This window comes from Pseudomonas hunanensis, assembly GCF_013393325.1.
Taxonomy (GTDB): domain Bacteria; phylum Pseudomonadota; class Gammaproteobacteria; order Pseudomonadales; family Pseudomonadaceae; genus Aquipseudomonas; species Aquipseudomonas putida_P.
The window spans coordinates 110,278-136,594 of sequence record NZ_QJRC01000060.1 but is presented as its reverse complement, the minus strand read 5'-3'; the positions used below and the strand labels follow the sequence as shown (position 1 = coordinate 136,594).

The following is a 26,317-nucleotide window of genomic DNA, read 5'->3' as shown; positions in this document are numbered from 1 at the left end:
GGCAACGCCCGTGCTCTCGGTGAGCGCGGGCAATCCTCGCCATTTCGACGCCCTACCTGACTTGCCCAAGGTTCGCTTCACTCATGTCCAGCTCCCCCAGGACCTGGCGCACCACTTCATCACCGACCAGGTGCTGGCGATGCAGGTTGTATAGCTCCAACCGCTGCGCCCTCAGTGCACGCAAGCGCAAATGCCGCTCCAGCAGGTCCATCTGCTCGGCCAGCGCCTTGGCTTCGGCGCTGTCGTTGTAGCTGTCCAGCTCATCCCGGTATTCTGCCATCAACCGCGCTTTCAGTTCGGTCGCCAAGGTCGCCTGCGCGGCGTCCTGCGGCGCATTGCTGTCGATCACCTCCTCTGCCTCCAGGGCATGGATCGCCGCTTCGGCCGTGCGCCGCCAGGCTTCCTGCACTTCCTGGCGCAGGCGCTCGTCCGGGCTCTTGGTCACCCCGCGCAGCAACAGCGGCAGCGCGATACAGGCACTGATCAACGACAGCAGGATCACCCCGGCGGCAATGAAGATCAGCAAGTCACGTTCCGGGAAGGCCTTGCCCGCCCCCATCAGCAACGGCACCGACATCACACCTGCCAAGGTTACCGCCCCCCGCACCCCGCCCAGGGTCAGCAGCCAGCAGGAGCGCGCTGTAGGCATCAGCACCAGCGCCGGTTTGCCGCGCCAGCGACGCACCACGCCAATCGAGCGCCAGATGCTCTGCACCCAGATGTAACGCAGCAGGATAAGCGCGACAAAGATCGCCACCACATCCAGGCAGCGGTAGGCCAGGGTCGGCCAGACGGTGGGTTCGTGGCTAACCACCGCCTTGATGATGTCCGGCAACTGCAGGCCCAACAGCAGGAAGATCAGGCCGTTGAAGGCGAACTCCAGCAGCGACCAGACGCTGCGGTTGAGCAGGCGGGTGCTGGTTTGCCGTGGCAGCAGGTCGAGCCAGCTCTGCATCATGCCCGCCGCCACTGCCGAAAGGATGCCCGACACGCCAAGACGCTCGGCCAGCACATAGGCAGCAAATGGCAACAGCAGCATGAACACCACATGCGTGGCTGGGTCGTCCCAGCCGCGAGCGATCATCCAGGCGCGCAGGCGGCCGACCAGCCAGCTCAAGCCCACACCCACCGCCAGACCGCCAAGCGCGACCAGGACAAAACTGAAGCTTGCATCGGTCAGCGAAAACACCCCGGTAATCGCCGCTGCCAAGGCAAACTTGAAGGTCACCAGGCCCGACGCATCGTTCATCAGGGCTTCGCCCTGCAGCATGTGCATCAGCGGCGTGGGCAGGCGGTCCTGGGCAATGGCCGAAACCGCCACGGCGTCGGTTGGCGAAAGTACCGCTGCCAGGGCGAAGGCCACTGGCAACGGGATGCTCGGCAGCAGCCAGTGAATGAAGTATCCAGCCCCAACCACGGTGAAAAGGACCAGCCCGACGGCCAGCGCCACCACGGGCCCGCGAATGCGCCACAGCTCCCGCTTGGGGATGCGCCAGCCGTCGGCAAACAGCAGCGGCGGCAAGAACAGGAACAGGAACAGTTCGGGGTCAAGGGCCACATGCAGGCCCAGTGTCGGCAAGGCCAGCAAGGCACCGGCGGCGATCTGCACCAGCGGCAAGGGCAGCGGAATCATGCGGCCGACCAGCTTCGACAGGCTGACCAGCGTCAGCAGGATGAGGACGGTGTAGGCGGACTGCATCCGGGAGAGCTTCCTTTGTGAACCAGAAACGATAGCAGGGCGAAACATCGCCATTGAAACAATATGTTAGCGGCGACCGACGGTTTGGGGCCGCTGCACGATAGTCGCAGGTGGCAGGTGAATATGTAACATGATGATACTTCTTCGTCTGTGAGATCGAGCGCCGCACGGCCGGCACCCAATCGCCGACCCACTGCAAGACTCAAGGCGAGCACACCCGTGGCGCTCACAGTTTGGTTCCCGCATAATCCCGCGACTGACATCGAAAAACGGAGAGATTGGGGCAACCTGCACCCCCAATGTACACAATGACCTACACGCTCTACGGCATAAAAGCCTGTGACACCATGAAAAAGGCGCGTACCTGGCTCGAAGACAAGGCCATCGCCTACGAATTCCACGATTACAAGACCCAAGGCATCGACCGTGACAGCCTGAACCGCTGGTGCGACGAACACGGCTGGGAAGTCATCCTCAACCGTGCCGGCACCACATTCCGCAAGCTGGACGACGCCAGCAAGGCAGACCTCGACCAGGCCAAGGCCGTCGAGCTGATGCTGGCCCAGCCGTCGATGATCAAACGCCCGGTGCTGGACCTTGGCGCGCGTACCCTGGTCGGCTTCAAGCCCGACCTGTACGCCGCTGCCCTGGCCTGAGCCCCTACCCTATTTCGCACGAGGTAATCACATGTCCAATACCCTGTTCAGCCTGGCCTTCGGTGTCGGCTCCCAGAACCGCCAGGGCGCCTGGCTGGAAGTGTTCTACGCACAACCTTTGCTTAACCCGAGCGCCGAACTGGTTGCTGCGGTAGCCCCTGTTCTCGGTTACGAAGGTGGCAACCAGGCCATCGCCTTCAGCAACGGCCAGGCCGCCCAACTGGCCGAAGCCCTGAAAGGCGTTGATGCTGCCCAGGCCGCCCTGCTGACCCGCCTGGCCGAGAGCCACAAGCCGCTGGTCGCCACCCTGCTGGCCGAAGACGCTGCCCTGACCTCCACCCCAGAGGCCTACCTCAAGCTGCACCTGCTGTCGCACCGCCTGGTCAAGCCACACGGCGTCAGCCTGGCCGGTATCTTCCCGCTGCTGCCGAACGTGGCCTGGACCAACCAGGGCGCGGTCGATCTGGCCGAACTGGCCGAGCTGCAACTGGAAGCGCGCCTGAAGGGCGAGCTGCTGGAAGTGTTCTCGGTGGACAAGTTCCCGAAAATGACCGACTACGTGGTCCCGGCCGGCGTGCGTATCGCCGACACCGCCCGTGTGCGCCTGGGCGCCTACATCGGCGAAGGCACCACCATCATGCACGAAGGCTTCGTCAACTTTAACGCGGGCACCGAAGGCCCAGGCATGATCGAAGGCCGCGTGTCCGCTGGCGTATTCGTCGGCAAAGGTTCGGACCTGGGCGGCGGTTGCTCGACCATGGGCACCCTGTCCGGTGGCGGTAACATCGTCATCAAGGTCGGCGAAGGCTGCCTGATCGGCGCCAACGCCGGTATCGGCATTCCGCTGGGCGACCGCAACACCGTCGAAGCCGGCCTGTACATCACCGCCGGCACCAAGGTGAACCTGCTGGACGAGAACAACGAGTTGGTGAAAGTGGTCAAGGCCCGCGACCTGGCTGGCCAGACCGACCTGCTGTTCCGCCGCAACTCGCTGAACGGCGCCGTAGAGTGCAAGACTCACAAGTCGGCCATCGAGCTGAACGAAGCACTGCACGCCCACAACTGAGAACCTTGTCGGGTTTGAAGTGTTAAGATCGGGTCTGGCGCCAACGCGCCAGACCCGATTTTCATTCCAGGCCCCGCGAACATGTTCCAGCCCTCCCCCTGGCGTGCCGACTTTCCCGCCATCGCCGCCCTGCAACGGCAGCACCAGACCTACCTGGACAGCGCCGCCACCAGCCAGAAGCCGCAAGCCCTGCTCGATGCCCTCAGCCATTACTACGGCCATGGCGCAGCCAACGTGCACCGTGCCCAGCACTTGCCCGGTGCGCTGGCGACCCAGGCCTTCGAAACCAGCCGCGACAAGGTCGCCGCCTGGCTCAATGCCGCAGACTCACGGCAAGTGGTGTTCACCCACGGCGCCACCTCGGCACTGAACCTGCTGGCATACGGCCTGGAACACCGCCTCGAAGCCGGGGACGAAATTGCCGTCAGTGCCCTGGAGCACCATGCCAACCTGCTGCCCTGGCAACAGCTGGCGCACCGGCGCAACCTGCGCCTGGTGGTACTGCCGCTGGACGCTCATGGTTGCATCGACCTGAACCAGGCACTGCAACTGATCGGCCCGCACACCCGCGTGCTGGCCGTCAGCCAGCTGTCCAACGTACTGGGTACCTGGCAACCGCTACCGGCGCTGTTGGCCCATGCCCGCGCCCAAGGCGCGCTGACCGTGGTCGATGGTGCCCAGGGCGTGGTGCACGGCCGCCATGACGTGCAGCAACTGGGGTGCGACTTCTATGTGTTTTCCAGCCACAAGCTGTACGGCCCGGACGGCGTCGGCGTGCTTTATGGCCACAGCCAAGCGCTGGGGCTGCTGCGCCACTGGCAGTTCGGTGGCGAGATGGTGCAACTTGCCGAGTACCACAGCGCCAGCTTCCGCCCGGCACCGCTGGGGTTCGAGGCAGGTACGCCGCCCATAGCCGGGGTGATCGGCCTTGGCGCAACCCTGGGCTACCTGGCCAGCCTCGATGCCCAAGCGGTCGCGGCCCACGAAACCAGCCTGCACCAGCACCTGCTGCGCGGCCTGGCTGACCGCGAAGGCGTGCGCATACTCGGTACGCCACAGGCGGCCCTGGCCAGCTTCGTCATCGAGGGCGTGCACAATGCCGATATTGCCCACTTGCTCACCGAGCAAGGCATTGCCGTGCGCGCCGGTCACCACTGTGCCATGCCGCTGCTGAAAGGCTTGGGCCTGGAAGGCGCAATTCGGGTGTCGCTGGGCTTGTACAACGACAGTGATGACTTGCAGCGCTTCTTCGCGGCGCTGGATCAGGGCCTGGAGCTGCTGCGATGAACATGCCGGAGCAGGCACGCCAGGCGCTGGACGCTTTTGAACAGGGCAAGGGCTGGGAGCAGCGCGCGCGGCTGCTGATGCAATGGGGCGAGCGACTGGAACCGCTGGCCGAGACTGAAAAGACCGAAGCCAACCGGGTGCATGGCTGCGAAAGCCTGGTCTGGCTGGTGGCCGAGCAGGTCGACGGCTTGTGGCGGTTCAAGGCCAGTAGCGATGCACGCCTGTTGCGCGGGCTGCTGGCGTTGATGCTGGTGCGGGTGCAGGGGTTGGCCAGTGACGAGTTGGCCATGCTCGATCTGCGCGCGTGGTTTACACAGCTGGGGCTTGAGCGCCAACTGTCGCCGTCGCGCAGCAATGGGCTGCATGCGGTGCTGCAGCGGATGGCGGAGTTGGCGTCCAACCGCTAAATCCAGGGCAACGCTGCTCCCTGTAGGAGCGGCCTTGTGTCGCGATGGGGCGCGCAGCGGCCCCCACATTTTCAGCTTCGCCGCCAAAATTGCTGGGGCCGCTTTGCGGCCCTTTCGCGACACAAGGCCGCTCCTACAAAGACCGAGTAGGCATGAGAATGGTTACTCAGGTTTGATACGCTCCGAAGGGCGCCGCGCACCGGCCACCAGCTTCTCGATCGCCTTGCTGGCTGCCACCATGCCAAAGGTCGCGGTCACCATCATCACCGCGCCAAAGCCACCCGCGCAGTCCAGCCTTACGCCCTCACCCACGAAGCTTTTCTGCAGGCAAACGCTGCCATCGCCCTTGGGGTAACGCAGCTGTTCGCTGGAGAACACGCACGGTACGCCATAGTTGCGGCTGACATTACGCGAGAAGTTGTAGTCGCGGCGCAGGGTTGAGCGCACCCGCGAAGCGAGCGGGTCGTTGAAGGTCTTGTTCAGGTCGGCGATCTGGATCTGCGTCGGGTCGATTTGCCCACCCGCACCACCGGTGGTGACAATCGCGATCTTGCGCCGCCGGCACCAGGCGATCAGCGCCGCCTTGGCCATCACGCTGTCGATGCAGTCGATCACACAATCCAGCTGCTCATGGATGTACTCGACCATGGTCTCGCGGGTGACGAAGTCAGCCACCGCATGCACCTTGCACGCCGGGTTGATCGCTCGCAGGCGTTCGGCCATGACCTCGACCTTGGGCCGCCCCACCTGGCCTTCCAGGGCATGGGCCTGGCGGTTGGTGTTGCTGACGCAGACATCGTCCAGGTCGAACAGGGTGATTTCGCCCACGCCACTGCGGGCCAACGCTTCGGCCACCCAGGAGCCCACTCCGCCAATACCGACCACCGCCACATGGGCCTGGCCCAGGCGTTGCAGCCCCTGGTCGCCGTACAGCCGGGCAACGCCGGCGAAGCGTGGATCTTCTGTGCTCATGTTCATACCCCAAAAAACCGGCGCGCATTATATGCCAGCGGGCCCATCGCCTGCATCGTTAGGAAAGAGACTACCAACCCTGCTTTAATGTCCTATCACTTCGACACAAATGGACGACAATGTCTTCACGTAAATTCGGCCTGAACCTGGTTGTGGTGCTGGCCATCGCCGCGCTGTTCACCGGGTTCTGGGCACTGATCAACCGCCCGGTTTCCGCCCCCGCCTGGCCAGAGCAGATCTCTGGCTTTTCGTATTCGCCATTCCGCCTGGGTGAAAGCCCGCAGAAGGGCCAGTACCCTACTGACGACGAGATGCGCCAGGACCTGGAGCAGTTGAGCAAACTGACCGACAGCATCCGTATCTACACCGTGGAAGGCACCCAGGCCGACATCCCGCGCCTGGCCGAGGAGTTCGGCCTGCGGGTGACGCTGGGTATCTGGATCAGCCCGGACCTGGAACGCAACGAACGCGAAATCGCCACCGCCATCGAGCTGGCCAACACCTCGCGCAGTGTGGTGCGGGTAGTGGTCGGTAACGAGGCGCTGTTCCGCGAAGAAGTCACCCCGGAAAACCTGATCAAATACCTGGATCGGGTACGTGCGGCCGTAAAAGTGCCGGTGACCACCAGTGAGCAGTGGCACATCTGGAAGGAACACCCGGAACTGGCCAAGCACGTCGACCTGATTGCCGCGCACATCCTGCCCTATTGGGAGTTCGTGCCGATGAAGGACTCGGTCGAGTTCGTCCTCGACCGCGCCCGTGAGCTGAAGCACCAGTTCCCGCGCAAACCCCTGCTGCTGTCGGAAGTCGGCTGGCCAAGCAACGGCCGCATGCGCGGGGGTGCCGATGCCACCCAGGCCGACCAGGCCATCTACCTGCGCACCCTGGTCAACACCCTCAACCGCCGTGGCTACAACTACTTTGTCATCGAAGCCTACGACCAGCCGTGGAAAGCCAGCGACGAAGGCTCGGTAGGCGCCTACTGGGGCGTGTACAACGCCGAGCGCCAGCAGAAGTTCAACTTCGACGGCCCGGTGGTGGCGATCCCGCAGTGGCGTGCTCTGGCGGTGGCCTCGGTGGTGCTGGCGATGATCGCCCTGATGGTGCTGTTCATCGACGGCTCGGCCCTGCGCCAGCGTGGCCGGACCTTCCTCACGTTCATCACCTTCCTGTGCGGGTCGGTGCTGGTGTGGATCGCCTACGACTACAGCCAGCAGTACAGCACCTGGTTCAGCCTGACCGTGGGCGTGCTGCTGGCCCTCGGCGCGCTGGGCGTGTTCATCGTGCTGCTCACCGAAGCCCACGAACTGGCCGAGGCCGTCTGGATACACAAGCGCCGCCGCGAGTTCCTGCCGGTGCAGGCCGACAGTGCCTACCGGCCCAAGGTGTCGGTGCATGTGCCGTGCTACAACGAACCGCCAGAAATGGTGAAACAAACCCTCGACGCCCTGGCTGCCCTGGACTACCCCGATTACGAAGTGCTGGTGATCGACAACAACACCAAGGACCCAGCCGTGTGGGAGCCGCTCAAGGCCCACTGCGAGAAGCTCGGCGAGCGCTTCAAGTTCTTCCACGTCGCGCCCCTGGCCGGTTTCAAGGGTGGCGCGCTGAACTACTTGATCCCGCACACGGCCAAAGACGCCGAAGTGATCGCGGTCATCGACTCGGACTACTGCGTCGACCGCAACTGGCTCAAGCACATGGTGCCGCACTTCGCCGACCCGAAAATTGCCGTGGTGCAGTCGCCGCAGGACTACCGCGACCAGCACGAAAGCGCCTTCAAGAAGTTGTGCTACAGCGAATACAAGGGCTTCTTCCACATTGGCATGGTCACCCGCAACGACCGTGATGCGATCATCCAGCACGGCACCATGACCATGACCCGGCGCAGCGTGCTGCAAGAGCTGGGCTGGGCCGAGTGGTGCATCTGCGAGGACGCCGAACTGGGCCTGCGGGTATTCGAGAAGGGCCTGTCGGCCGCCTATGCCCACAACAGCTACGGCAAAGGCCTGATGCCCGACACCTTCATCGACTTCAAGAAGCAGCGCTTCCGCTGGGCCTACGGCGCCATCCAGATCATCAAGCACCACGCCGGCGCCCTGCTGCGCGGCAAGGGCAGTGAGCTGACCCGTGGCCAACGCTATCACTTCCTGGCCGGCTGGCTGCCATGGATCGCCGATGGCATGAACATCTTCTTCACCGTCGGTGCGTTGCTGTGGTCGGCGGCGATGATCATCGTGCCGCACCGGGTCGACCCGCCACTGATGATCTTCGCCATCCCGCCACTGGCGCTGTTCTTCTTCAAGGTCGGCAAAATCATCTTCCTCTACCGCCGTGCTGTGGGGGTGAACCTGAAGGATGCCTTTGCGGCGGCGCTGGCGGGGCTGGCGCTGTCACATACCATCGCCAAGGCGGTGCTGTACGGGTTCTTCACCAGCAGCATGCCGTTCTTCCGCACGCCAAAGAATGCCGACAGCCACGGGTTGCTGGTGGCGATTTCCGAAGCGCGTGAAGAGCTGTTCATCATGTTGCTGCTGTGGGGGGCGGCGCTGGGCATCTACCTGGTGCAGGGGCTGCCGAGTTCGGACATGCGCTTCTGGGTGGCGATGCTGCTGGTACAGTCGTTGCCTTATCTGGCGGCGCTGGTGATGGCGTTCCTGTCATCGCTGCCCAAGCCTGCACCCCAGGTACATCCCGCGCACACTTGACCTGGACTGCCGGCCACCTGCAGCTCATCCTCACAGATAGATGAGCTCCAGCGTGGCCGCCCCATCGATGAGCGTCTCGTCACGCAGGTCGAGCTGGCGCATAGGCGCAACATACAGCTCGACCATCAGCATAGCGTCGAGCTGCCTGATCAAGGTAGGCCCGGCAGCAGTGCGTTCGCTGGCCGCGAACCCGTGCAGGCGATTGTCGGTGTGAAGGAACGCTGTTCGTGGGGTTGGCTCCCAGCCAGCACCACCTTGAGAGGAATACAGGGGTTGCAATGCAAGCCCATCGCCTACCACCGCACCGTCGAACCGCAACGACCACGCCAGGCTGTCGCTGGCCTTTTTACCCGCGCCAAACAAGACAGAACGTGCAAGGCCTTGCACATGGGCGAACGTTCCTGACTGGCGGTTGTCAATCGCGCGAAGGGCAAACCGAGTGGGGCTGTCACAAGTCACCGCGGCGGACAAAGACCGTCGCAAGGTACTGGTTTTACTGGCAGACAACTCCCCGGTCGCGATCACGCCAAAATCCACGAGGCCGTCATTGCCCAGATGCAATTTACACGCTGCGGGTACAACATTGGCTTGCAGTGCCAGGCTCACGGCAGCATCGTCGACAGCCATCATGCCACTTGCCTGCAGCCCGGCCGTGCTCGACAGATCCGACGTTGCGTCGAGCCATGCATCAACGGTCAGGCGAGCCGTGAAGGTTGTGCCTTGAAGGGGTACATTGGCCTCTAGTGGCGCGAGCTGCATTGCTGGCAACCAGTGAACCTTGTCGCCCTTCATCTGCCAGGGGCTGCGCGCGCTTGCTGCTCCCAAGGCCACCGGACGGCCATCGAGCCGCGCATCAGAAAGCAGCAGTGAATACTGCCCTCGCTCAGCAAAACCGAAAACATCGCCATTGATGCCATCAGCCAGATAGCTGAGGACCATATCGGTATCTCTGGAACACTGGACTGTCATCTGCAGGTGCCGCTCTCCCAGTAGGTAGCGATTGCCTTGTTTCTGCAACTGGGTCTTGTTGACCTTGCCGTAATCGATCTGGGGCTGGCCGAGCGTAATCTGACAACCCTGTGCGGCCGCAGCACAGCTCATGCCCATCAACAGCAAGGCCAGGCACAGCTGTCTGCACACGCATTCAGATCGCATGGCAGCGTGCGGTGGTCGTTTCATAATATTGCTCCGGGTCCGGGCTGTCGCTGAGGGTGAATTCAAGGGCACAACCAGAGCCGTCTGGCGAGGTCACGTGGTAGCGCTCTTCCTCTTGGAAGTCATGCAGGAATATCAAGCCTCCGGCCTGCACCATGGTCACGAAGCTTCCGTTGGCATCCACTACCATGGAACTGTCCGCCAAGGGCGGCCCGTCGCCCTGCAAAGTCTGCAACAGCACGCGCCTGGTCCGCTCGACGATGAAACTCAATTGGGAAACCGCGCCTCGACCTGCCCGTACGATGCCAAGGCTGTTGGCCAGATCGACACTGCGCGGCAGGCTTCGGCGCTGCACCTGCACTCGATTGTCTGCGTAGGGGGTAATCCGTGAGGCAATGGCTCGGCCTTGGCGATCGGTCCATACGGGGCCGCTGGGCGTATCGACCTTCACCCCGTGAAGATCACCCACTTCGATGAGCGCGAAAGTATCCTGAATGGAATAAGGTGCTAGCGTGATGCCCTGTGCATGCCCAAGGGCCCCACCGCGCAGGTTGGCTGCCAGGGTTCGTGCAGAATCGCCAGTCTTTGAGTAATCCAGCTGCACCTGGCTGAAGGGGGCCAGCCAGGAAACCCCCACACTGGGTAGCAGCGCCGGATCATGGCTATCGTGACTGCCACTCAGGCGATAACCTAACGTATCGCTGACCTGTTCTCGCAGGTTGAATGAAGAGCGGTAGTGGTCACCTGAAGCTCGGGTCGAGGCACCAAGACGACGATTGGTGCCCAATGGCACGCTAGCGCTCATGTAAAGAAGACGCCCTCGATCATCTGCTCCTCTGAGGCTCCATTCCACACCAGCATTCAATGACACCTGCCCCAACGTCGCTCCCCAGCGCAGGTTTGCCTGGCTGCTGGTCTGGCCATTACGCGTGCGCGATTGGCCGCCCCCGACACTGAAGTTGCCCAGCCCAGTGCCCTGCCATGACAGGCCGACGCTGAAAAAATCGCGCAAGCCCTCCAAGCGACCTGACGGCTCAAGCGCCTGCTGGAGGTCCTGATAACTTTGGCTCTGCAGCCCATAGGTCAAGCCCGCTCCCCATCCGCCGGCAAACTGCTGGTTCAGGGTCATCTGGCTTTGCATCCCCCTCTCCTGATGCAACGGCTGCGAGTAGCCCAGCGACCATTGCATCTGAGCCTGCGTCCACGGCTGAGCACCGAGCGCGAACCCGGTAGCCTGATAGCTGTCGGTCGCAATTAGCCCTCCCCCCACTTCCAAGCCATCAAGCACACTCCCGCTCCACCCGGCGCTAAGCACCCAAGGTGACGCGGCGCGACTGTGGCGAAGTTGACCAATGCCGAACTGGTATCCTCCTGACAACCCCGCCGCCATCGGCGAGGCAGGCAAGGTCAGGCGACGCTCCTCACCGTCCGCTTCATGGATAACCATTTCCAGTTCAGCAAAGGCATCGACTGGCGCAGGGCTATCAATGGAAAACGGGCCTGGCGGCACGACGGTGGCATACACCAGGCGGTTGCGCTGGTAGATCTCCACCCTCGCTTGGGACTTGGCGATGCCTTGAACCACGCGACGTTGTTGTAGATGGCCCAACGCCTGCTCGGAAAACAGCTGAAAACCGTCAACCGAAACGCCGCTCAGCACGGGGTTACCCATCTGGATCTGACCGACCTGCAGGACAGTCGCCTGATCGGCGAACGTTCGCTGGGCGTAGGCTTCCAGTGCGTTGAGCCGACTTGCCTGTTGCCCCAGACTGGCAATCTGACGGCTGCGCACGATCCAGTCCCCCAGGTTCAAACCCGGCTCGGTAAGGGCAGTCCAGGATCTGCTGCTGCCGTCCTTGAAACGCGTATCGAGCATCGACACGTCGTAGTTGAACATTGCAGCGAACCCACCTGAGTCATAAGCCGAAAGGTCATCACCTGCGGCGGCCGGGCGCAGGGCTTGCGCAGGCACCACCATGGTCACACTGGCGGACTGAGGGTCTGCCTGTATCTGACTCTGTGGGTAGCTTGACAGCAAGTCGATGCAGGAGCCCTGGCTTTCGCTCGCCGCAGCCGTCGGCAACCGAATCCCACCCGCCTCGAGCAGGCCAGTGTCAATGCACAAGCTGCCGTCGTTCAGAAAGCGTGCCTGTACCGTTCCTGATCGTGAGCCGTTTATAGTCAGGCTCACGATGTGATTGCCTGGGGTGAAGCGCGGCATGTCACGAAAGTAGGCCGCAAGCTCCTCACTCAAACCCCGTTGACGCAGGAGTTCGAGATCGAATGTCAGGCCATCGCTGGCTCTGCACTCAAGAAATAGAAAGGCCCAAGGGAGCGCCATCAGACATTGCCAGTTCGCTGTTCGGCTGCTCTTGGCCCGCCCATTCAATTGCCGCCCCTGAGTAACGGCGCTTCAAATTCATCGACGGCAAAGCCGTACACTGTGGCCGGGAACAGCCTGACACTTTGCGGGGCCTGTGGGGCTGGCGATTCCAGGCGAACCTCAAGCGACTCGCCAGGCAAAATGTAGGCGCGTGGCAAGTAGCCTTGCGCATTCGCAGGCATCAACCTCACTTCCTGCGCCAGCCTAACCACATAGGGCGTCGGGTTATCAACCTGTAAACCTTGCGTGCCGTAGCGCCACTGCAAGCCCTCCCAGGGCGAGCGGTTGGGGGCCAGGCCCTTGGGGTGAATGATGACCGGCAGGTTCTGCCTTACACTGACCCCCACCCTGGCAATACGCTTACCGGCCACTTCCTGCTGTGGCACGCCTTCGAATACAACCCGCTTCAACCGCTGGGTGAGCAGAGGCGCGGTAGCGCGCAGCATGAACCTCACCTGCTGCTGCTCGCCGGCCTCGACGCGCCAGGCGGGCTGGGTGAGAAACAGCAGGGGCTCCTCATCCTCCGGCAGGTTCTGCAGGGTTACCAGTAACAGCGCTGGGGCTGGATCATCATTTCGCACCGTGATCGTTGCCTCGCCTTCGGCTTCATTGACGATCACCACGGAAGTTTCCGGGACCATGCCGGCGGCCTGGGCGCCGCTGATCGACAGCAGCATGCAGCCAGCACTCAACAGCAATTGCTTCAATTTGCTCATGCTCGACTCGATACAAGACAGGCTCGCTGCCCGAAAGGCAGCGAGCGAGGGAAGGGACCGAGCCCGCGCTTGCCATCGTAGCGACAAGCGCGCGCTCGGTGCGCCCTTAGAGGTAGGACACCTCGATGGTCGAAGCACCATCGATGGTGATGTCGTCGGTGACCGTCAGGTTCTTGAGCGCGGAGATGCTCATGTCGACCTGCAGGTCAGCGGTCAACTGCTTGATGGCAGTAGGTATCTGCGCGTCTACCGCAAAGCCGTGAAAGTGGCCCTCCTTACCGTTGTACAGGCTGAAATTAATTGAGTTGCTGTCCGGCGCCCAGGATTTGCCGCTGTCGGCCGTAATCAGACGAGTCACTGAACTGTTCCCGTCGACGACAACAGAGCTTCCAATCCCTTGCAGGAAATAAGACCCAATACGCTGATCGAGATCATTGGTACCCAGGCCGAACGTAACGTTGGAAGGCAACATATTGCTGTCTGCCCGACCATCAACGCCCCGCAAGGCGAACCGAGTTGGCGCACCACAGTTCACGGCAAGCTGCTGGGGCTGCGATTTGAACCGGGTCACGTAATCCTCTCTGAGCTCGGCAGCCGTGATGACACCAAAGTCGAACGTTCCGCCTCCGCTGAGCGACGGCGTGCATGCACTTGGCTTGATCACTCCGCTGACGATGACATCTGTCGTATTGGCGAACACGGCTGTACTGCATCCCAGTGCCATACCCATGGCAATCCACTGCTTGATATTCATAGCGCTCTTCTACCTTTCGATACGAGTTGGTTGACCCTCTAGGGGCCGATGCAACCTACCCCCACCCGCACTGCGTATTCAGCGTGAAATACCTCCCCTCAAGGCAAGCGTTCTGTTGCAATCAATCGACACCACACGCTTCACACATAGGTTTTGCTTTAAACTACCGCTCCTTGCCTGCCTTGCCCTGCTTTCGGAGATTTACCATGACGGCGCCTGCCGAGCTCTCGCCTACCCTTCTACTGGCCTGCGACCTGATCCGCCGTCCCTCGGTCACCCCCGTCGACGCCGACTGCCAGGCGCAGATGATGAGCCGCCTGGGCGCCGTGGGCTTCGAGCTGGAACCAATGCGCATTGAAGACGTCGACAACTTCTGGGCCACCCACGGCAGCCAGGACGGCCCGGTTCTGTGTTTCGCCGGCCACACCGACGTAGTGCCCACCGGCCCGGTGCAGCAATGGCAGCATGAACCGTTCGAAGCACTGATCGACGCCGACGGCATGCTCTGCGGCCGCGGCGCCGCCGACATGAAGGGCAGCCTGGCATCCATGGTGATCGCCAGCGAGCGCTTCGTGCAGGACTACCCCAACCACCGCGGCAAAGTCGCGTTCCTGATCACCAGCGACGAAGAAGGCCCGGCCCACCACGGCACCAAGGCAGTGGTCGAGCGCCTGAAAGCGCGTAACGAGCGCCTGGACTGGTGCATTGTCGGCGAACCGTCCAGCACTACCCTGCTGGGTGATGTGGTGAAAAACGGCCGCCGTGGCTCGCTGGGCGCCAAACTGACCGTGCGCGGCAAGCAGGGCCATGTGGCTTACCCGCACCTGGCACGCAACCCGATCCACCTCGCCGCCTCGGCGCTGGCAGAACTGGCCGCCGAGCACTGGGATGAAGGCAACGCATTCTTCCCACCCACCAGCTTCCAGATCTCCAACCTCAATTCCGGTACCGGCGCTACCAACGTGGTCCCGGGCGAGCTGACCGCGCTGTTCAACTTCCGCTTCTCCACCGAGTCCACCGTCGAAGGCCTGCAGGCGCGGGTGTCGGCGATTCTCGACAAGCATGAACTGGACTGGTCGATCGACTGGGCACTGTCGGGCCTGCCATTCCTCACCGAACCGGGCGAACTGCTCGACGCGGTAGCGTCCAGCATCAAGGGCGTCACCGGGCGCGACACTCAGCCGTCCACCAGCGGTGGCACTTCCGATGGTCGCTTCATCGCCACCATGGGTACCCAGGTGGTCGAACTGGGCCCGGTCAATGCCACCATTCACCAGGTGGACGAGCGGATCCTGGCCAGCGACCTCGACCTGCTGACCGAGATCTACTACCAGACCCTGGTCCGGTTGCTCGCCTGATGCTCGCCTGCCCTCTTTGCCAGGCGCCCCTGGCGCAAGTCGACAACGGTGTGGCGTGCCCGGCAGGCCACCGCTTCGACCGCGCCCGCCAGGGTTACCTGAACCTGCTGCCGGTGCAGCACAAGAACAGCCGCGACCCAGGTGACAACCAGGCTATGGTCGAGGCCCGCCGCGACTTCCTCGACGGTGGCCACTACGCGCCGGTCGCCCGTCGCCTGGCCGAGCTGGCTGCCGAGCGTCAACCTGGCGCCTGGCTGGACATTGGCTGCGGCGAGGGTTACTACACCGCGCAGCTCGCCCAGGCCCTGCCGGCCGCCGACGGTTATGCACTGGACATTTCCCGCGAAGCGGTCAAGCGTGCCTGCCGCCGTGCACCGGAAGTCACCTGGATGGTCGCCAGCATGGCCCGTGTGCCGCTGGCCGACGCCAGCTGCCAGTACATCGCCAGTGTGTTCAGCCCGCTGGACTGGGCCGAGGCCAAGCGCCTGCTCAGCCCTGGCGGTGGGCTGATGCGGGTCGGACCGACCAGCGGCCACCTGATGGAACTGCGCGAAGTGCTCTACGATGAAGTGCGCCCTTACGCCGACGACAAACACCTGGCCTTGATCCCCGAAGGCATGGCCCATGCCCACAGCGAAACCCTCGAGTTCCGCCTGAGCCTGGCTGCGCCCAAGGCCCGCGCCGACCTGCTGGCCATGACCCCGCACGGCTGGCGCGCCAGCGCCGAAAAACGTGCCCGGGTGATCGACCAGCCCGAGCCGTTCGAAGTTACGGTTTCCATGCGTTATGACTATTTCGTGCGCCAAGACTGAGCACACCCGGAGCCCTTTATGCGCCAACCTGATATCGAGATCTACCTGAAGGACGCCGACGTCGACCACAAGCAGATTGCCGAGTGGCTCACCCAGGCAATCGGCCCGTGCAGCGAATGGCAGCAGAAAGGCCATACCTTCAAATGTCGGGCCGGTAACATTCCGGTCACCTGGTTACCCAAGGCTGTAGGGAAATGGAACAGCCTTTACTTGGAAAGCGACCAGACGCCGTGGGCTGATGACGTGGCCTGCGCCCACGCCGCATTCGCCGCACTCGGTGTGGAAGTACGCTGCGCGCCGGGTGGCTGGGTCGAGGAAGACGGGGAAGAAGATGCCGACCGCTGGGTCCGCATCAGTGCCGATGGTGAAGAGGAAATCACCTGGCGTACCAGCTGAAACAGGTTGCTTCAGGCTGCAAGTTACACGGTCAACTTGCAGCTTGAGGCCTACCGCAAAAGGCTCAGAGGCCCACTACGTCTTCGGCTTGCAGGCCTTTCTGGCCCTGCACGCAGGCGTATTCCACCCGCTGCCCTTCGACCAGGGTACGATGCCCCTCACCGCGGATCGCCCGATAGTGGACGAATACATCCGCACCACCTTCGCGCTGAATGAAGCCATAACCCTTGGCATCGTTGAACCACTTTACATTCCCAGTCTCACGAGACGACATCTGAACTACTCCGGTTTTTTATTGTGAAGATCGCCTTGCAGGCATGAGGCGACCTGCCCCGTGCCAACGCCGCTTGCTGAAATATCCTGCAAGTGGCAGGCCGAGTATATGACACAGAACAAAAAAAATTGATGACGGTCCCGCAGTTGGCCGATTTTTGCTGAACTTACGCCGATACGGCAGACTAAATAGCTGGATACTCACCTGAAAATCACACCCAGGGCACACACCCCATGACCCGTTCCCCCCTGCACCGCCTGATCTTCGGCGGCCTGCGTCGCCTGTTGTACCTGTGGGTGCGCTCCGAGACCATCAACCAGTCTTCCATGACCCTCAACCTCGACCGCAGCCGGCCAGTGTTCTATGCCCTGCCCTCGCCGTCGCTCACCGACCTGGCCGTGCTCGACCACGAATGCACCAAGGCGGGGCTGCCGCGCCCGGTGCTGCCGGTAGCCGTCGGCCCACTGCAAGAGCCGGCCGCGTTCTTCTACCTGACCCCCGACCCGGACTGGCTCGGGCGCCAGGACAAAAGTGGTGCCCCGCCTACACTTGAGCGCCTGGTGGCGGCGGTCAGCCAGCATGCCGAAGAAGATGCGCAGATCATTCCAGTCAGCGTGTTCTGGGGGCAGACCCCGGCCAGCGAATCCAGCCCATGGAAGCTGCTGTTCGCCGACAGCTGGGCGGTGACCGGGCGCCTGCGCCGGCTGCTGACCGTACTGATTCTGGGGCGCAAGACTCGGGTGCAGTTCTCCGCGCCGATCCACCTGCGTGAACTGGTGCAGCACAACAAAGGCCACGCGCGCACCGTGCGCATGGCCCAGCGCCTGATGCGCGTGCATTTTCGCAACCTCAAGACTGCCGTCATCGGCCCGGACATCTCGCACCGGCGCAACCTGGTCAAGGGGTTGGTTCACGCGCCACTGGTGCGCCAGGCCATCGCCGACGAGGCCCAGCGAGAAAACCTGCCGCTGGCCAAGGCCGAAGCCCAGGCACTGCGCTACGGCAACGAAATCGCCTCGGACTACACCTACACCGTCATACGCTTTCTCGAAGTGGTACTCAGCTGGTTCTGGAACAAGATCTACGACGGCATCAAGGTCAACCACATCGAACAGGTTCAGGGCATAGCGCCCGGCCACGAAGTGATCTACGTGCCGTGCCACCGCAGCCACATCGATTACCTGCTGCTGTCGTACCTGCTGTTCCGCAACGGCCTCACCCCACCGCACGTGGCTGCGGGCATCAACCTCAACATGCCAGTGGTGGGCAACCTGCTGCGCCGCGGTGGCGCGTTCTTCATGCGCCGCACCTTCAAGGGCAACCCGCTTTACACGGCGGTGTTCAACGAGTACCTGCACACCCTGTACACCAAGGGCTTCCCGGTCGAGTACTTCGTCGAAGGCGGCCGCTCGCGTACCGGGCGCATGCTGCAGCCGCGCACCGGGATGCTGGCCATTACCCTGCGCAGCTTCCTGCGTTCGTCACGTACGCCAATCGTGTTCGTGCCGGTGTACATCGGCTACGAGCGCGTGCTCGAAGGCCGCACCTACCTGGGCGAACTGCGCGGCGCCAGCAAGAAGAAAGAATCGGTGCTCGACATCTTCAAGGTGTTCGGTGCACTCAAGCAGCGCTTTGGCCAGGTCTACGTCAACTTCGGCGAACCGATCCGCCTGGCCGGTTTCCTCGACCAGCAGCAGCCCGGCTGGCGCGAACAGGATCACGGCCCGCAGTACCGCCCGGATTGGCTCAACGCCACCACCACCCGCCTGGGTGAAACCGTGGCCCGTCACCTCAACGAGGCGGCCGCCATCAACCCGGTCAACCTGGTGGCCCTGGCTTTGCTGTCCACCAGCCGCCTGGCCCTGGACGAGCGCGCCCTGACCCGCGTGCTCGACCTGTACCTGGCCCTGCTGCGCCAGGTGCCCTACTCGCCGCACACCACCTTGCCCGATGGCGACGGCCAGGCGCTGATCGAACACGTGCGCAGCATGAACCTGGTGGCTGAGCAGAAGGACGCCCTGGGCCGCATCCTCTTCCTGGATGAAGGCAATGCGGTACTGATGACCTATTACCGCAACAACGTGCTGCACATCTTCGCCCTGCCGGCGCTGCTGGCCAGCTTCTTCCTCAGCAGCTCGCGCATGAGCCGCGAACTGCTGGGCCAGTATGTGCACGCGCTTTACCCCTACCTGCAGGCCGAGCTGTTCCTGCGCTGGGCGCCGGAGCAGCTGGACGAGGTCATCGACCAATGGCTGGCCGCGCTGGTCGAGCAAGGCCTGCTGCGCCAGGAGAACGACGTGTACGTACGCCCGGCGCCAAGCTCGCGGCAGTTCGTGCTACTGACCCTGCTCGCCCGCACTATCACCCAGACCCTGCAGCGCTTCTACATGGCCACTTCGCTGCTGATCAACAGCGGGCAGAACAGCCTCAGCGCCGAAGCGCTGGAAGACCTGTGCGTGATGATGGCCCAGCGCCTGTCGATTTTGCATGGCTTGAACGCCCCGGAATTCTTCGACAAGACGCTGTTCCGCCACTTCATCCAGACCCTGCTGCAGCAAGGCGTGCTGCACACCGACACACAAGGCAAGCTGGGGTATCACGACAAGCTCGGCGAGCTGGCCGAGGGCGTGGCCAAGCGTGTGCTGTCGGCCGAATTGCGCCTGTCGATCCGCCAGGTGGCCCTGCACCGTGACGACGGGCTGGAATCTTCGACCATCTGAGGCTTTATCCGTCGGGAAAATCCGCTACAGTCCCTGGGGTTGGCCACAAGCCAACGCCAAGGACTTCGGAGATACCATGAAAAAGCTCTTTATGCTGTGTTGCGCATCCCTGCTCGCAGCCTGTTCCAGCCAAACCCCATCCAACCAGGCCAGCCTGGACGGTGAAGTCTTCTACCTGCAGCGTATCGCCCTGCCACCTGCCGCCACCCTGAGCGTGGAACTGCAGGACGTGTCGCTGATGGACGCACCCGCCGTAACCCTGGCCCGCCAGGCCGGCCCGGTCAAAGGCAACGTACCGTTGCCGTTCCACCTCACCTACGACCCGGCCCAGGTCAAACCTGGCCACCGCTACGCGGTAAGCGCGCGCATCGAGCTGGATGGCAAGCTGCTGTTCATCAATACCGAACACCATGGTGTCGCGCTCGACGGCAGTGACCCACAATCGGTACGTATCAAAGTCGACCCGATTCGCTGATACCCGTATTCATCCGTTTACAAGGAAAGCTTCATGATCCGCACTTCCCTGCGCTTCACTACCCTGTGCGCCGGCCTGCTGCTGTCGGCCAGCGCCCTGGCCTTGTCGCTGGGCGACCTGAGCCAGAAAGACGCCACTGGCGGCCTGAAAGATACCCTGACCCAAGGCGCACAGCTCGCCGTCAAGCAGTTGAGCACCCCAGGTGGCTTCAGCAACAACCCCGACGTGCGCATCGAATTGCCTGGCAACCTGGGCAAAGCGGCCAAGGCCATGAAGATGTTCGGCAAAGGTGAACAGGTCGATGCCCTTGAAGCCAGCATGAACAAGGCCGCCGAAGCCGCCGTGCCGCAGGCCCAGGCGATTTTGGTGGATGCCGTGAAGAACATGAGCGTGACCGATGCCAAGGGCATTCTCAGCGGTGGTGACGACTCGGCCACCCAGTACCTGAACAAGAGCAGCCGCGAGCAGATCCGCGCCAAGTTCCTGCCAATCGTCAAGCAGGCGACCGACAAGGTCGGCCTGGCCCAGCAGTACAACAACTTTGCCGGGCAGGCGGTGGCACTGGGCGTGGTCGACGCCAAGAGCGCCAGCATTGAGAACTACGTGACCGAAAAGGCGCTGGATGGCCTGTTCGAGATGATTGGCAAGCAGGAGCAGAGCATTCGCCAGAACCCAGCGCAGGCGGCTACCAGCCTGGCCAAGAAGGTCTTCGGCGCCCTGTGACGGCCCAGGGGGAGGGCTATGCCCTCCCCCGCGTCTTCAGCCCTTCTTCACCCTGAACCACGCCGCATACAATGCCGGCAGGAACAACAGCGTCAGCACCGTGGCCACGATCAAACCGCCCATGATCGCCACCGCCATCGGCCCGTAGAACACACTGCGCGACAACGGGATCATCGCCAGCACCGCCGCCAACGCGGTCAGCACGATTGGCCGGAAGCGCCGCACCGTGGCCTCGATGATCGCCTGCCAACGCTCCATCCCCGCCGCGATGTCCTGCTCGATCTGGTCCACCAGGATCACCGAGTTGCGCATGATCATCCCCGCCAGGGCAATGGTGCCGAGCATGGCGACAAAGCCGAACGGCTGGCGGAACACCAGCAGGAACAGGGTCACGCCAATCAGCCCCAGCGGCGCGGTGAGGAACACCATCACCGTGCGCGAGAAGCTGCGCAACTGGATCATCAGCAGGCTTAGCACCACCACCACGAACAACGGGATGCCGGCGTTCACCGACTTCTGCCCACGCTCAGCGTCTTCAACCGTGCCACCCACTTCCAGCAGGTAACCATCGGGCAGCTTGGCACGGATGTCCTGCAGGGTCGGCAGAATCTGTTTCACCAGTGTGGCCGGCTGCTCCTTGTCGTAGATATCGGCGCGCACGGTCACCGTCGGCAAGCGGTTGCGGTGCCAGATAATGCCTTCTTCAAAGCCGTACTGCAGGGTCGCTACCTGCGACAGGGCCACGCTCTGGCCGTTGTCGGTGGGCAGCGCCAGGCTGCCGAGGTTGCCCAGTTCGCTGCGTTCCTGCAGGGTGCCGCGCAGCAGGATCTCGATCAGCTCATTGTCCTCGCGGTACTGACTGACCGTGCTGCCGATCAGCGAACTCTGCAGGAAGCTCGCCAGGTGCGCGGTACTCACGCCCAGGGCGCGGGCACGGTCCTGGTCGATTTCAAGGAACACGGCCTTGCTCGGCTCCTCCCAATCCAGATGCACGTTCACCACATGCGGGTTCTCACGCACCTTGTCAGCCACTTCCCTGGCCAGGGCACGGGCCTTCTCGATGTGTTCGCCGGTGACCCGGAACTGCACTGGGTAGCCCACAGGTGGGCCGTTTTCCAGGCGCGTGACCCGGGCACGCAAGTCTGGGAACTGCTGGTCCACGGTGTCGATCAGCCAGCTGCGCAGGCGCTCGCGGTCTTCCATCGACTTGGCCAGCACCACGAACTGGGCAAAGCTGGCTGCCGGCAGTTGCTGGTCCAGCGGAAGGTAGAAGCGCGGTGAACCGGTGCCCACATAGGCCACATAATTGTCGATGCCGTCCTGCTGCTTGAGCAGCGCCTCCAACTGCTTGACCCGCTCTGCGGTATTGGCCAGCGAAGCGCCTTCGGCCAGCTTCAGGTCAACCATCAACTCCGGGCGCCCGGATGCCGGGAAAAACTGCTGGGGCACAAAGCGGAACAGCACGATGCTGCCGACAAAGGCGGCAACGGTCAGCAGAATCACCGTCTTGCGCCGCCGTACACACCACTCCACCACCCGCCGCACACGCTGGTAGAACGGCGTGGCGTAAGGGTCTGGCGCGTGGCCGTCCTTGCCGTGGCGCGCGGCATGCAGCTTGGCCAGGTCTGGCAGCAGGCGCTCGCCCAGGTACGGCACGAACACCACGGCCGCCACCCACGAGGCCAGCAACGCAATAGTGACCACCTGGAAGATCGACCGGGTGTATTCGCCGGTGCTGGAGGCCGCCGTGGCAATCGGCAGAAAACCTGCCGCCGTGATCAGGGTGCCGGTGAGCATCGGGAAGGCCGTGCTGGTCCAGGCATAACTGGCCGCTTTAAGGCGGTCGTAGCCCTGCTCCATCTTGATCGCCATCATCTCCACGGCAATGATCGCGTCGTCCACCAGCAGGCCCAGGGCCAGCACCAGCGCACCGAGGGAGATCTTGTGCAGGCCGATGCCAAAGTAATGCATGGCGGCAAAGGTCATGGCCAACACCAGCGGGATGGCCAGCGCCACCACCAGGCCGGTGCGCAGGCCCAGCGAGAAGAAACTCACCAGCAGCACGATGACCAGCGCCTCGGCCAACACCTGGACGAACTCCCCCACGCCGGCCTTCACCGCCGCCGGCTGGTCCGAGACCTTGCGCAGCTCCATACCGGCTGGCAGGTTGTGCGCCAGGCGTTCGAACTCACCTTCCAGGGCCTTGCCCAGTACCAGGATATCGCCGCCGTCTTTCATCGACACCGCCAGGCCAATGGCATCCTCGCCCATGAAGCGCATGCGCGGCGCGGGCGGGTCGTTGAAGCCACGGTGCACCTCGGCCACATCGCCGATGCGGAAGGTGCGGTCACCCACGCGAATAGGGAACTGGCGGATCTGCTCGACGCTGTCGAATCGCCCGCTCACGCGCAGCTGCAGGCGCTCGCTGGGTGTCTCGAAGAAGCCGGCGGTGCTCACCGCGTTCTGCTCTTGCAACGCCTTCTGCACGGCTTCCAGCGGCACGCCCAAGGTGGCCAGCTTGAGGTTGGACAGCTCGATCCAGACTTTCTCGTCCTGCAGGCCGATCAGCTCGACCTTGCCCACGTCCTTGACCCGTTGCAGCTGGATCTGGATACGGTCGGCGTAGTCCTTGAGCACCGCATAGTCGAAGCCCTCGCCAGTCAACGCATAGATATTGCCGAAGGTGGTGCCGAATTCATCGTTGAAGAACGGGCCCTGGATTTCCGGCGGCAAGGTGTGGCGGATGTCCGCGACCTTCTTGCGGATCTGGTACCACAGCTCGGGGATGTCCTTGGAATGCAACGAGTCGCGGGCCATGAAGGTGACCTGCGATTCGCCGGGGCGGGAGAACGAGACAATCTTCTCGTACTCGCCGGTTTCCATCAGCTTCTTCTCAATACGCTCGGTCACCTGGCGCGACACTTCTTCGGCGGTGGCGCCGGGCCACAGGGTGCGAATGACCATGGCCTTGAAGGTGAACGGCGGATCCTCGCTCTGGCCGAGCTTGGTGTAGGACATGGCGCCAATGGCCGCCAGCAAAATCATCAGGAACAGGACGATCTGGCGGTTGCGCAGCGCCCAGGCAGAAAGGTTGAAACCCATCGGGACTTACTCCTTGGCCGTCAGGTTCACTACACGGTTGCTGCGGTCCACAGGCCGTACCGCCTGGCCCTCGCGCAGTACATGGCCACCGGCGGCAACCACCCAGTCGCCGGGTGCAAGGCCCTCGAGCACCGGTACGCTGTCGCTGCCGTAGGCGCCCAAGCGCACCACTGCCCGCTCCAGGCGGCTGTCCTTGTTCACCCGCCACACGTAGGCCTGGCCGTTTTCCGCCGTCACAGCCGACAGCGGTACCGCCAGCGGGATCTGGCCTTCATGGGCAATGAATACCCGGGCGCTCTGGCCCAGCTCGGCCGGTGTGGCCGCCGTGGCAAAGGCGATACGCGCCGCGAAGGTGCGCGAGCGCGGGTCGGCAGCCGGTGACAGCTCGCGAATGCGCCCCTGGAAACGCTCCTGCGGGTGCGACCACAGCTCCACGCTTACCGGTTGGCCCACGGCAAAGCGGGCGAACTGCTGCTCCGGCAGGCCGATGGCCACTTCCCGCTCGCCATCGGCGGCGAGGGTGAACACGGTCTGCCCGGCGGCGACCACCTGGCCCACTTCAACCTGGCGCTTGGCAATCACCCCGGCCTGTGGTGCACGCAGCACGGCGTACTCGGCCTGGTTGCCGGCCACGTCGAACTCGGCCTTGGCCTGCTTCAAGCGGGCAAGGCCTGCACGGTAGAGGTTTTCGGCATTGTCGTACTGCGAGTGGCTGACCATCTGCCGCTCCAGCAGCTTCTGGTAGCGGTCGCGCTCGGCACGCACCAGCGACAGGTTGGCCTCGGCGGCCGCCATCTGGGCGCGGTTGGCTTCCAATTGCAAGCGCACGTCTTGCGGGTCCAGTTCGGCCAGCGGCTGGTCGGCCTTGACCCGCTGGCCCTCTTCGACCAAGCGCTTGCTGACCTTGCCGCCAATGCGGAAAGCCAGCTCCGGCTCGAAGCGCGCACGCACTTCACCGGGGTAACTGTCGGCAGCGGCTGCGGCCGGCTGCGGCTGCACCACCAGCGCCGGGCGGGGCGCGGCAGGTGGGGCGGCTTCCTGGCCGCACGCCGCCAGAAACAGCACGGCGGCGGCGGGCAAGGCGATGGACAAGGCATGGCGCAACATGATGAATCCTTTCGCGGTGGGCACTTCGAATATTTGTACTGGCGGGTATATTAAGTCAGCCGAGCGATGGCGTGAAGCCAGCGTTACAAAGAAATCCTGGCGCTTTTCCAACCGCTACCCGCTGTTGTTCGGCCCACAGCCAATCAACAACTTGCCCTGTCCCGCCACAGCCCGCAAACCGCGAAACACGCCGCAAACCCCGGCCCCCGTGCGTTTCAGCGCTCGGCACGACCTGTGCAATCACCGGGTACATACCCCTCCTTCATGTACCTGGAGTATTCCGATGACTGCCCTCGAACAACACCTGCCCGTCCCCGCCAACGGCACCGACTACGCCACGCTTGCCGCACGCTTCAGGCCCATCTTCACCCGCATTGCCGATAGCAGCGTGGAGCGCGAGCGCAACCGTACCTTGCCCCATGCACCTATCCAGTGGCTGAAGGAGGCCGGCTTTGGCGCCGTGCGCGTGCCGATCGAGCATGGCGGTGGCGGGGCATCCTTGCCGCAGTTGTTCCAGTTGCTGATCGAGCTGGCCGAAGCCGACTCCAACGTGCCCCAGGCCCTGCGCGGCCATTTCGCCTTCGTCGAAGACCGCCTCAATGCCCACGCCAGCGCACCGCAGGATGTCTGGTTCCAGCGTTTTGTCGCCGGTGATCTGGTGGGTTGTGCCTGGACCGAGATCGGCGCAGTGAAGATTGGCGATGTCATCACCCGCGTTTCGCGCCTGGGTGAGCAGTGGGTAGTCAACGGCACCAAGTACTACAGCACTGGCAGCCTGTTCTCCGACTGGATCGACCTGTTCGCCCGGCGCGAGGACACCGGCGCCGATGTAATCGCTGCCATCCGCACTCAGCAGCCCGGTATCCACCAGAACGATGATTGGGACGGCTTCGGCCAGCGCACCACCGGCAGCGGTACTTCGGTGTTTGAAAATGCCGTGGTCGAGGAAGAGAACATCATCGATTTCGCCACCCGTTTCAAATACCAGACCGCGTTCTACCAACTGGTGCTGCTGGCGGTGATCACCGGCTCCGGGCGTGCAGCCGTGCGCGACTTCGGCCAGGAAACCAGCAAGCGCACACGGGTATTCAGCCATGGCAACGGTGCTGCCGTCAGCCAGGACCCACAGGTGCTGCAAGTGATCGGCAAGGCCTCGGGCCAGGTGTATGCCGCCGAAGCTGCGACCCTGCGTGCCGCCGAGGCCATCCAGCAGGCCTACCTGGCACGCTTCGCCAATGATTCGGCCGCTGAGCAGCAGGCCAATGTGGTTGCCGAGCTGGAATCGGCCCAGGCGCAAGTGGCCACCATCGATCTGGTACTGCGCGCCACCAGCGACCTGTTCAATGCCTTGGGCGCTTCCACCACCAGCACCAGCCGCCAGCTCGACCGCCACTGGCGCAACGCCCGCACGGCGGCTTCGCACAACCCGGTGATCTACAAGGAGCGGATTATCGGCGATTGGCAGGTGAACGGTACCGAACCACCGTATGTATGGCAGATTGGTGGGGGTGCCAAGCAGTCCTGAGTCATCAACTGGGGCTGCTGCG

At 63.3% G+C, this 26,317-nt stretch carries 21 protein-coding genes; 12 read left to right on the top strand and 9 right to left on the bottom strand.

The features are described 5' to 3' along the window. Positions 1-52: 52 nt before the first annotated feature. Positions 53-1,699, bottom strand: coding sequence for a Na+/H+ antiporter (locus DM807_RS01755; protein ID WP_179026996.1), 1,647 nt, complete (start codon positions 1,697-1,699; stop codon positions 53-55). Positions 1,700-2,007: 308 nt separating this feature from the next. Between DM807_RS01755 and DM807_RS01750 the strand changes: the two genes are divergently transcribed. From DM807_RS01750 to DM807_RS01735, 4 genes are all read left to right on the top strand, one after another. Continuing rightward, positions 2,008-2,355: an ArsC family reductase gene (locus DM807_RS01750; protein WP_003252272.1), complete on the top strand. Its 348-nt coding sequence runs from the start codon at positions 2,008-2,010 to the stop codon at positions 2,353-2,355. Positions 2,356-2,386: 31 nt separating this feature from the next. Further along, positions 2,387-3,421, top strand: coding sequence for a 2,3,4,5-tetrahydropyridine-2,6-dicarboxylate N-succinyltransferase (gene dapD, locus DM807_RS01745; RefSeq protein WP_012270827.1), 1,035 nt, complete (start codon positions 2,387-2,389; stop codon positions 3,419-3,421). A gap of 81 nt (positions 3,422-3,502) precedes the next feature. After that, positions 3,503-4,708 (top strand): cysteine desulfurase, encoded by a 1,206-nt coding sequence (locus DM807_RS01740; protein ID WP_179026995.1) that lies wholly within the window; start codon positions 3,503-3,505, stop codon positions 4,706-4,708. After that, entirely contained in the window at positions 4,705-5,115 is a 411-nt protein-coding gene (locus tag DM807_RS01735) for a SufE family protein (protein WP_012270825.1), read from the top strand. The genes DM807_RS01740 and DM807_RS01735 overlap by 4 nt, the downstream gene beginning before the upstream one ends. 162 nt (positions 5,116-5,277) lie before the next feature. On the opposite strand, the gene tcdA is transcribed toward DM807_RS01735, so the two are convergent. Next, positions 5,278-6,087 carry a tRNA cyclic N6-threonylcarbamoyladenosine(37) synthase TcdA gene (gene tcdA / locus DM807_RS01730; RefSeq protein WP_012270824.1) on the bottom strand — a complete coding sequence of 270 codons (810 nt, stop codon included), beginning with the start codon at positions 6,085-6,087 and terminating at the stop codon, positions 5,278-5,280. 119 nt (positions 6,088-6,206) lie between these two features. On the opposite strand from tcdA, the gene DM807_RS01725 reads away from it, so the two are divergent. Continuing rightward, positions 6,207-8,795 carry a glycosyltransferase gene (locus DM807_RS01725; protein ID WP_012270823.1) on the top strand — a complete coding sequence of 863 codons (2,589 nt, stop codon included), beginning with the start codon at positions 6,207-6,209 and terminating at the stop codon, positions 8,793-8,795. A 30-nt stretch (positions 8,796-8,825) separates the two neighbouring features. Here DM807_RS01725 and DM807_RS01720 read toward each other — a convergent pair whose 3' ends face one another. The 4 genes from DM807_RS01720 to DM807_RS01705 form a co-directional block, all read right to left on the bottom strand. Beyond that, positions 8,826-9,974 (bottom strand): DUF1120 domain-containing protein, encoded by a 1,149-nt coding sequence (locus tag DM807_RS01720; RefSeq protein WP_179026994.1) that lies wholly within the window; start codon positions 9,972-9,974, stop codon positions 8,826-8,828. Beyond that, positions 9,940-12,291 carry a fimbria/pilus outer membrane usher protein gene (locus tag DM807_RS01715; protein ID WP_179026993.1) on the bottom strand — a complete coding sequence of 784 codons (2,352 nt, stop codon included), beginning with the start codon at positions 12,289-12,291 and terminating at the stop codon, positions 9,940-9,942. Before DM807_RS01715 ends, DM807_RS01720 begins: the two co-directional genes overlap by 35 nt. Positions 12,292-12,335: 44 nt before the next feature. Then, entirely contained in the window at positions 12,336-13,049 is a 714-nt protein-coding gene (locus DM807_RS01710; RefSeq protein WP_179026992.1) for a fimbria/pilus chaperone family protein, read from the bottom strand. Positions 13,050-13,155: 106 nt separating this feature from the next. After that, positions 13,156-13,803, bottom strand: a complete 648-nt coding sequence (locus tag DM807_RS01705; protein ID WP_179026991.1) for a DUF1120 domain-containing protein — start codon at positions 13,801-13,803, stop codon at positions 13,156-13,158. A gap of 206 nt (positions 13,804-14,009) precedes the next feature. On the opposite strand from DM807_RS01705, the gene dapE reads away from it, so the two are divergent. Genes dapE through DM807_RS01690 form a run of 3 tightly spaced genes read left to right on the top strand, consistent with a single transcriptional unit; the run spans position 14,010 to position 16,369 of the window. Then, entirely contained in the window at positions 14,010-15,161 is a 1,152-nt protein-coding gene (gene dapE, locus DM807_RS01700; RefSeq protein WP_179026990.1) for a succinyl-diaminopimelate desuccinylase, read from the top strand. After that, entirely contained in the window at positions 15,161-15,973 is an 813-nt protein-coding gene (locus DM807_RS01695; RefSeq protein ID WP_179026989.1) for a putative RNA methyltransferase, read from the top strand. The genes dapE and DM807_RS01695 overlap by 1 nt, the downstream gene beginning before the upstream one ends. Positions 15,974-15,991: 18 nt before the next feature. After that, positions 15,992-16,369: a hypothetical protein gene (locus DM807_RS01690; protein WP_012270816.1), complete on the top strand. Its 378-nt coding sequence runs from the start codon at positions 15,992-15,994 to the stop codon at positions 16,367-16,369. Positions 16,370-16,433: 64 nt separating this feature from the next. On the opposite strand, the gene DM807_RS01685 is transcribed toward DM807_RS01690, so the two are convergent. Then, entirely contained in the window at positions 16,434-16,643 is a 210-nt protein-coding gene (locus DM807_RS01685; RefSeq protein WP_003252255.1) for a cold-shock protein, read from the bottom strand. 233 nt (positions 16,644-16,876) lie between these two features. Here DM807_RS01685 and plsB point away from each other — a divergent pair, with 233 nt between their 5' ends. The 3 genes from plsB to DM807_RS01670 all read left to right on the top strand — a co-directional run bounded on the left by plsB (position 16,877) and on the right by DM807_RS01670 (position 20,561). Next, the gene (plsB, locus tag DM807_RS01680) at positions 16,877-19,363 is read left to right on the top strand and encodes a glycerol-3-phosphate 1-O-acyltransferase PlsB (protein WP_012270815.1); all 2,487 of its coding nucleotides are present in this window, start codon (positions 16,877-16,879) and stop codon (positions 19,361-19,363) included. Between the two features lie 76 nt (positions 19,364-19,439). Then, a complete protein-coding gene (locus DM807_RS01675) occupies positions 19,440-19,838 on the top strand; it encodes a YbaY family lipoprotein (protein ID WP_012270814.1) in 399 nt (132 codons plus the stop codon). A 33-nt stretch (positions 19,839-19,871) separates the two neighbouring features. Continuing rightward, on the top strand, positions 19,872-20,561 hold the full coding sequence (locus DM807_RS01670) for a DUF4197 domain-containing protein (RefSeq protein WP_012270813.1): 690 nt from the start codon (positions 19,872-19,874) through the stop codon (positions 20,559-20,561). Between the two features lie 36 nt (positions 20,562-20,597). Here DM807_RS01670 and DM807_RS01665 read toward each other — a convergent pair whose 3' ends face one another. After that, on the bottom strand, positions 20,598-23,663 hold the full coding sequence (locus DM807_RS01665; protein WP_179026988.1) for an efflux RND transporter permease subunit: 3,066 nt from the start codon (positions 23,661-23,663) through the stop codon (positions 20,598-20,600). A 6-nt stretch (positions 23,664-23,669) separates the two neighbouring features. Beyond that, positions 23,670-24,770, bottom strand: coding sequence for an efflux RND transporter periplasmic adaptor subunit (locus DM807_RS01660; RefSeq protein ID WP_012270811.1), 1,101 nt, complete (start codon positions 24,768-24,770; stop codon positions 23,670-23,672). 283 nt (positions 24,771-25,053) lie between these two features. Here DM807_RS01660 and DM807_RS01655 point away from each other — a divergent pair, with 283 nt between their 5' ends. After that, entirely contained in the window at positions 25,054-26,295 is a 1,242-nt protein-coding gene (locus DM807_RS01655) for an acyl-CoA dehydrogenase family protein (protein WP_179026987.1), read from the top strand. Positions 26,296-26,317 lie beyond the last annotated feature (22 nt).

What these genes read in the sequence shown, in the direction of transcription:
- dapD (WP_012270827.1), top strand. Translation starts at nt 2,387, where the DNA reads ATGTCCAATACCCTGTTCAGCCTGGCCTTCGGTGTCGGCTCCCAGAAC.
- plsB (WP_012270815.1), top strand. Translation starts at nt 16,877, where the DNA reads ATGACCCGTTCCCCCCTGCACCGCCTGATCTTCGGCGGCCTGCGTCGC.
- DM807_RS01685 (WP_003252255.1), bottom strand. Translation starts at nt 16,643, where the DNA reads ATGTCGTCTCGTGAGACTGGGAATGTAAAGTGGTTCAACGATGCCAAG.
- DM807_RS01660 (WP_012270811.1), bottom strand. Translation starts at nt 24,770, where the DNA reads ATGTTGCGCCATGCCTTGTCCATCGCCTTGCCCGCCGCCGCCGTGCTG.
- DM807_RS01670 (WP_012270813.1), top strand. Translation starts at nt 19,872, where the DNA reads ATGATCCGCACTTCCCTGCGCTTCACTACCCTGTGCGCCGGCCTGCTG.
- DM807_RS01710 (WP_179026992.1), bottom strand. Translation starts at nt 13,049, where the DNA reads ATGAGCAAATTGAAGCAATTGCTGTTGAGTGCTGGCTGCATGCTGCTG.
- DM807_RS01735 (WP_012270825.1), top strand. Translation starts at nt 4,705, where the DNA reads ATGAACATGCCGGAGCAGGCACGCCAGGCGCTGGACGCTTTTGAACAG.
- tcdA (WP_012270824.1), bottom strand. Translation starts at nt 6,087, where the DNA reads ATGAGCACAGAAGATCCACGCTTCGCCGGCGTTGCCCGGCTGTACGGC.
- dapE (WP_179026990.1), top strand. Translation starts at nt 14,010, where the DNA reads ATGACGGCGCCTGCCGAGCTCTCGCCTACCCTTCTACTGGCCTGCGAC.
- DM807_RS01750 (WP_003252272.1), top strand. Translation starts at nt 2,008, where the DNA reads ATGACCTACACGCTCTACGGCATAAAAGCCTGTGACACCATGAAAAAG.
- DM807_RS01665 (WP_179026988.1), bottom strand. Translation starts at nt 23,663, where the DNA reads ATGGGTTTCAACCTTTCTGCCTGGGCGCTGCGCAACCGCCAGATCGTC.
- DM807_RS01695 (WP_179026989.1), top strand. Translation starts at nt 15,161, where the DNA reads ATGCTCGCCTGCCCTCTTTGCCAGGCGCCCCTGGCGCAAGTCGACAAC.
- DM807_RS01720 (WP_179026994.1), bottom strand. Translation starts at nt 9,974, where the DNA reads ATGAAACGACCACCGCACGCTGCCATGCGATCTGAATGCGTGTGCAGA.
- DM807_RS01675 (WP_012270814.1), top strand. Translation starts at nt 19,440, where the DNA reads ATGAAAAAGCTCTTTATGCTGTGTTGCGCATCCCTGCTCGCAGCCTGT.
- DM807_RS01740 (WP_179026995.1), top strand. Translation starts at nt 3,503, where the DNA reads ATGTTCCAGCCCTCCCCCTGGCGTGCCGACTTTCCCGCCATCGCCGCC.
- DM807_RS01705 (WP_179026991.1), bottom strand. Translation starts at nt 13,803, where the DNA reads ATGAATATCAAGCAGTGGATTGCCATGGGTATGGCACTGGGATGCAGT.
- DM807_RS01690 (WP_012270816.1), top strand. Translation starts at nt 15,992, where the DNA reads ATGCGCCAACCTGATATCGAGATCTACCTGAAGGACGCCGACGTCGAC.
- DM807_RS01725 (WP_012270823.1), top strand. Translation starts at nt 6,207, where the DNA reads ATGTCTTCACGTAAATTCGGCCTGAACCTGGTTGTGGTGCTGGCCATC.
- DM807_RS01715 (WP_179026993.1), bottom strand. Translation starts at nt 12,291, where the DNA reads ATGGCGCTCCCTTGGGCCTTTCTATTTCTTGAGTGCAGAGCCAGCGAT.
- DM807_RS01755 (WP_179026996.1), bottom strand. Translation starts at nt 1,699, where the DNA reads ATGCAGTCCGCCTACACCGTCCTCATCCTGCTGACGCTGGTCAGCCTG.
- DM807_RS01655 (WP_179026987.1), top strand. Translation starts at nt 25,054, where the DNA reads ATGACTGCCCTCGAACAACACCTGCCCGTCCCCGCCAACGGCACCGAC.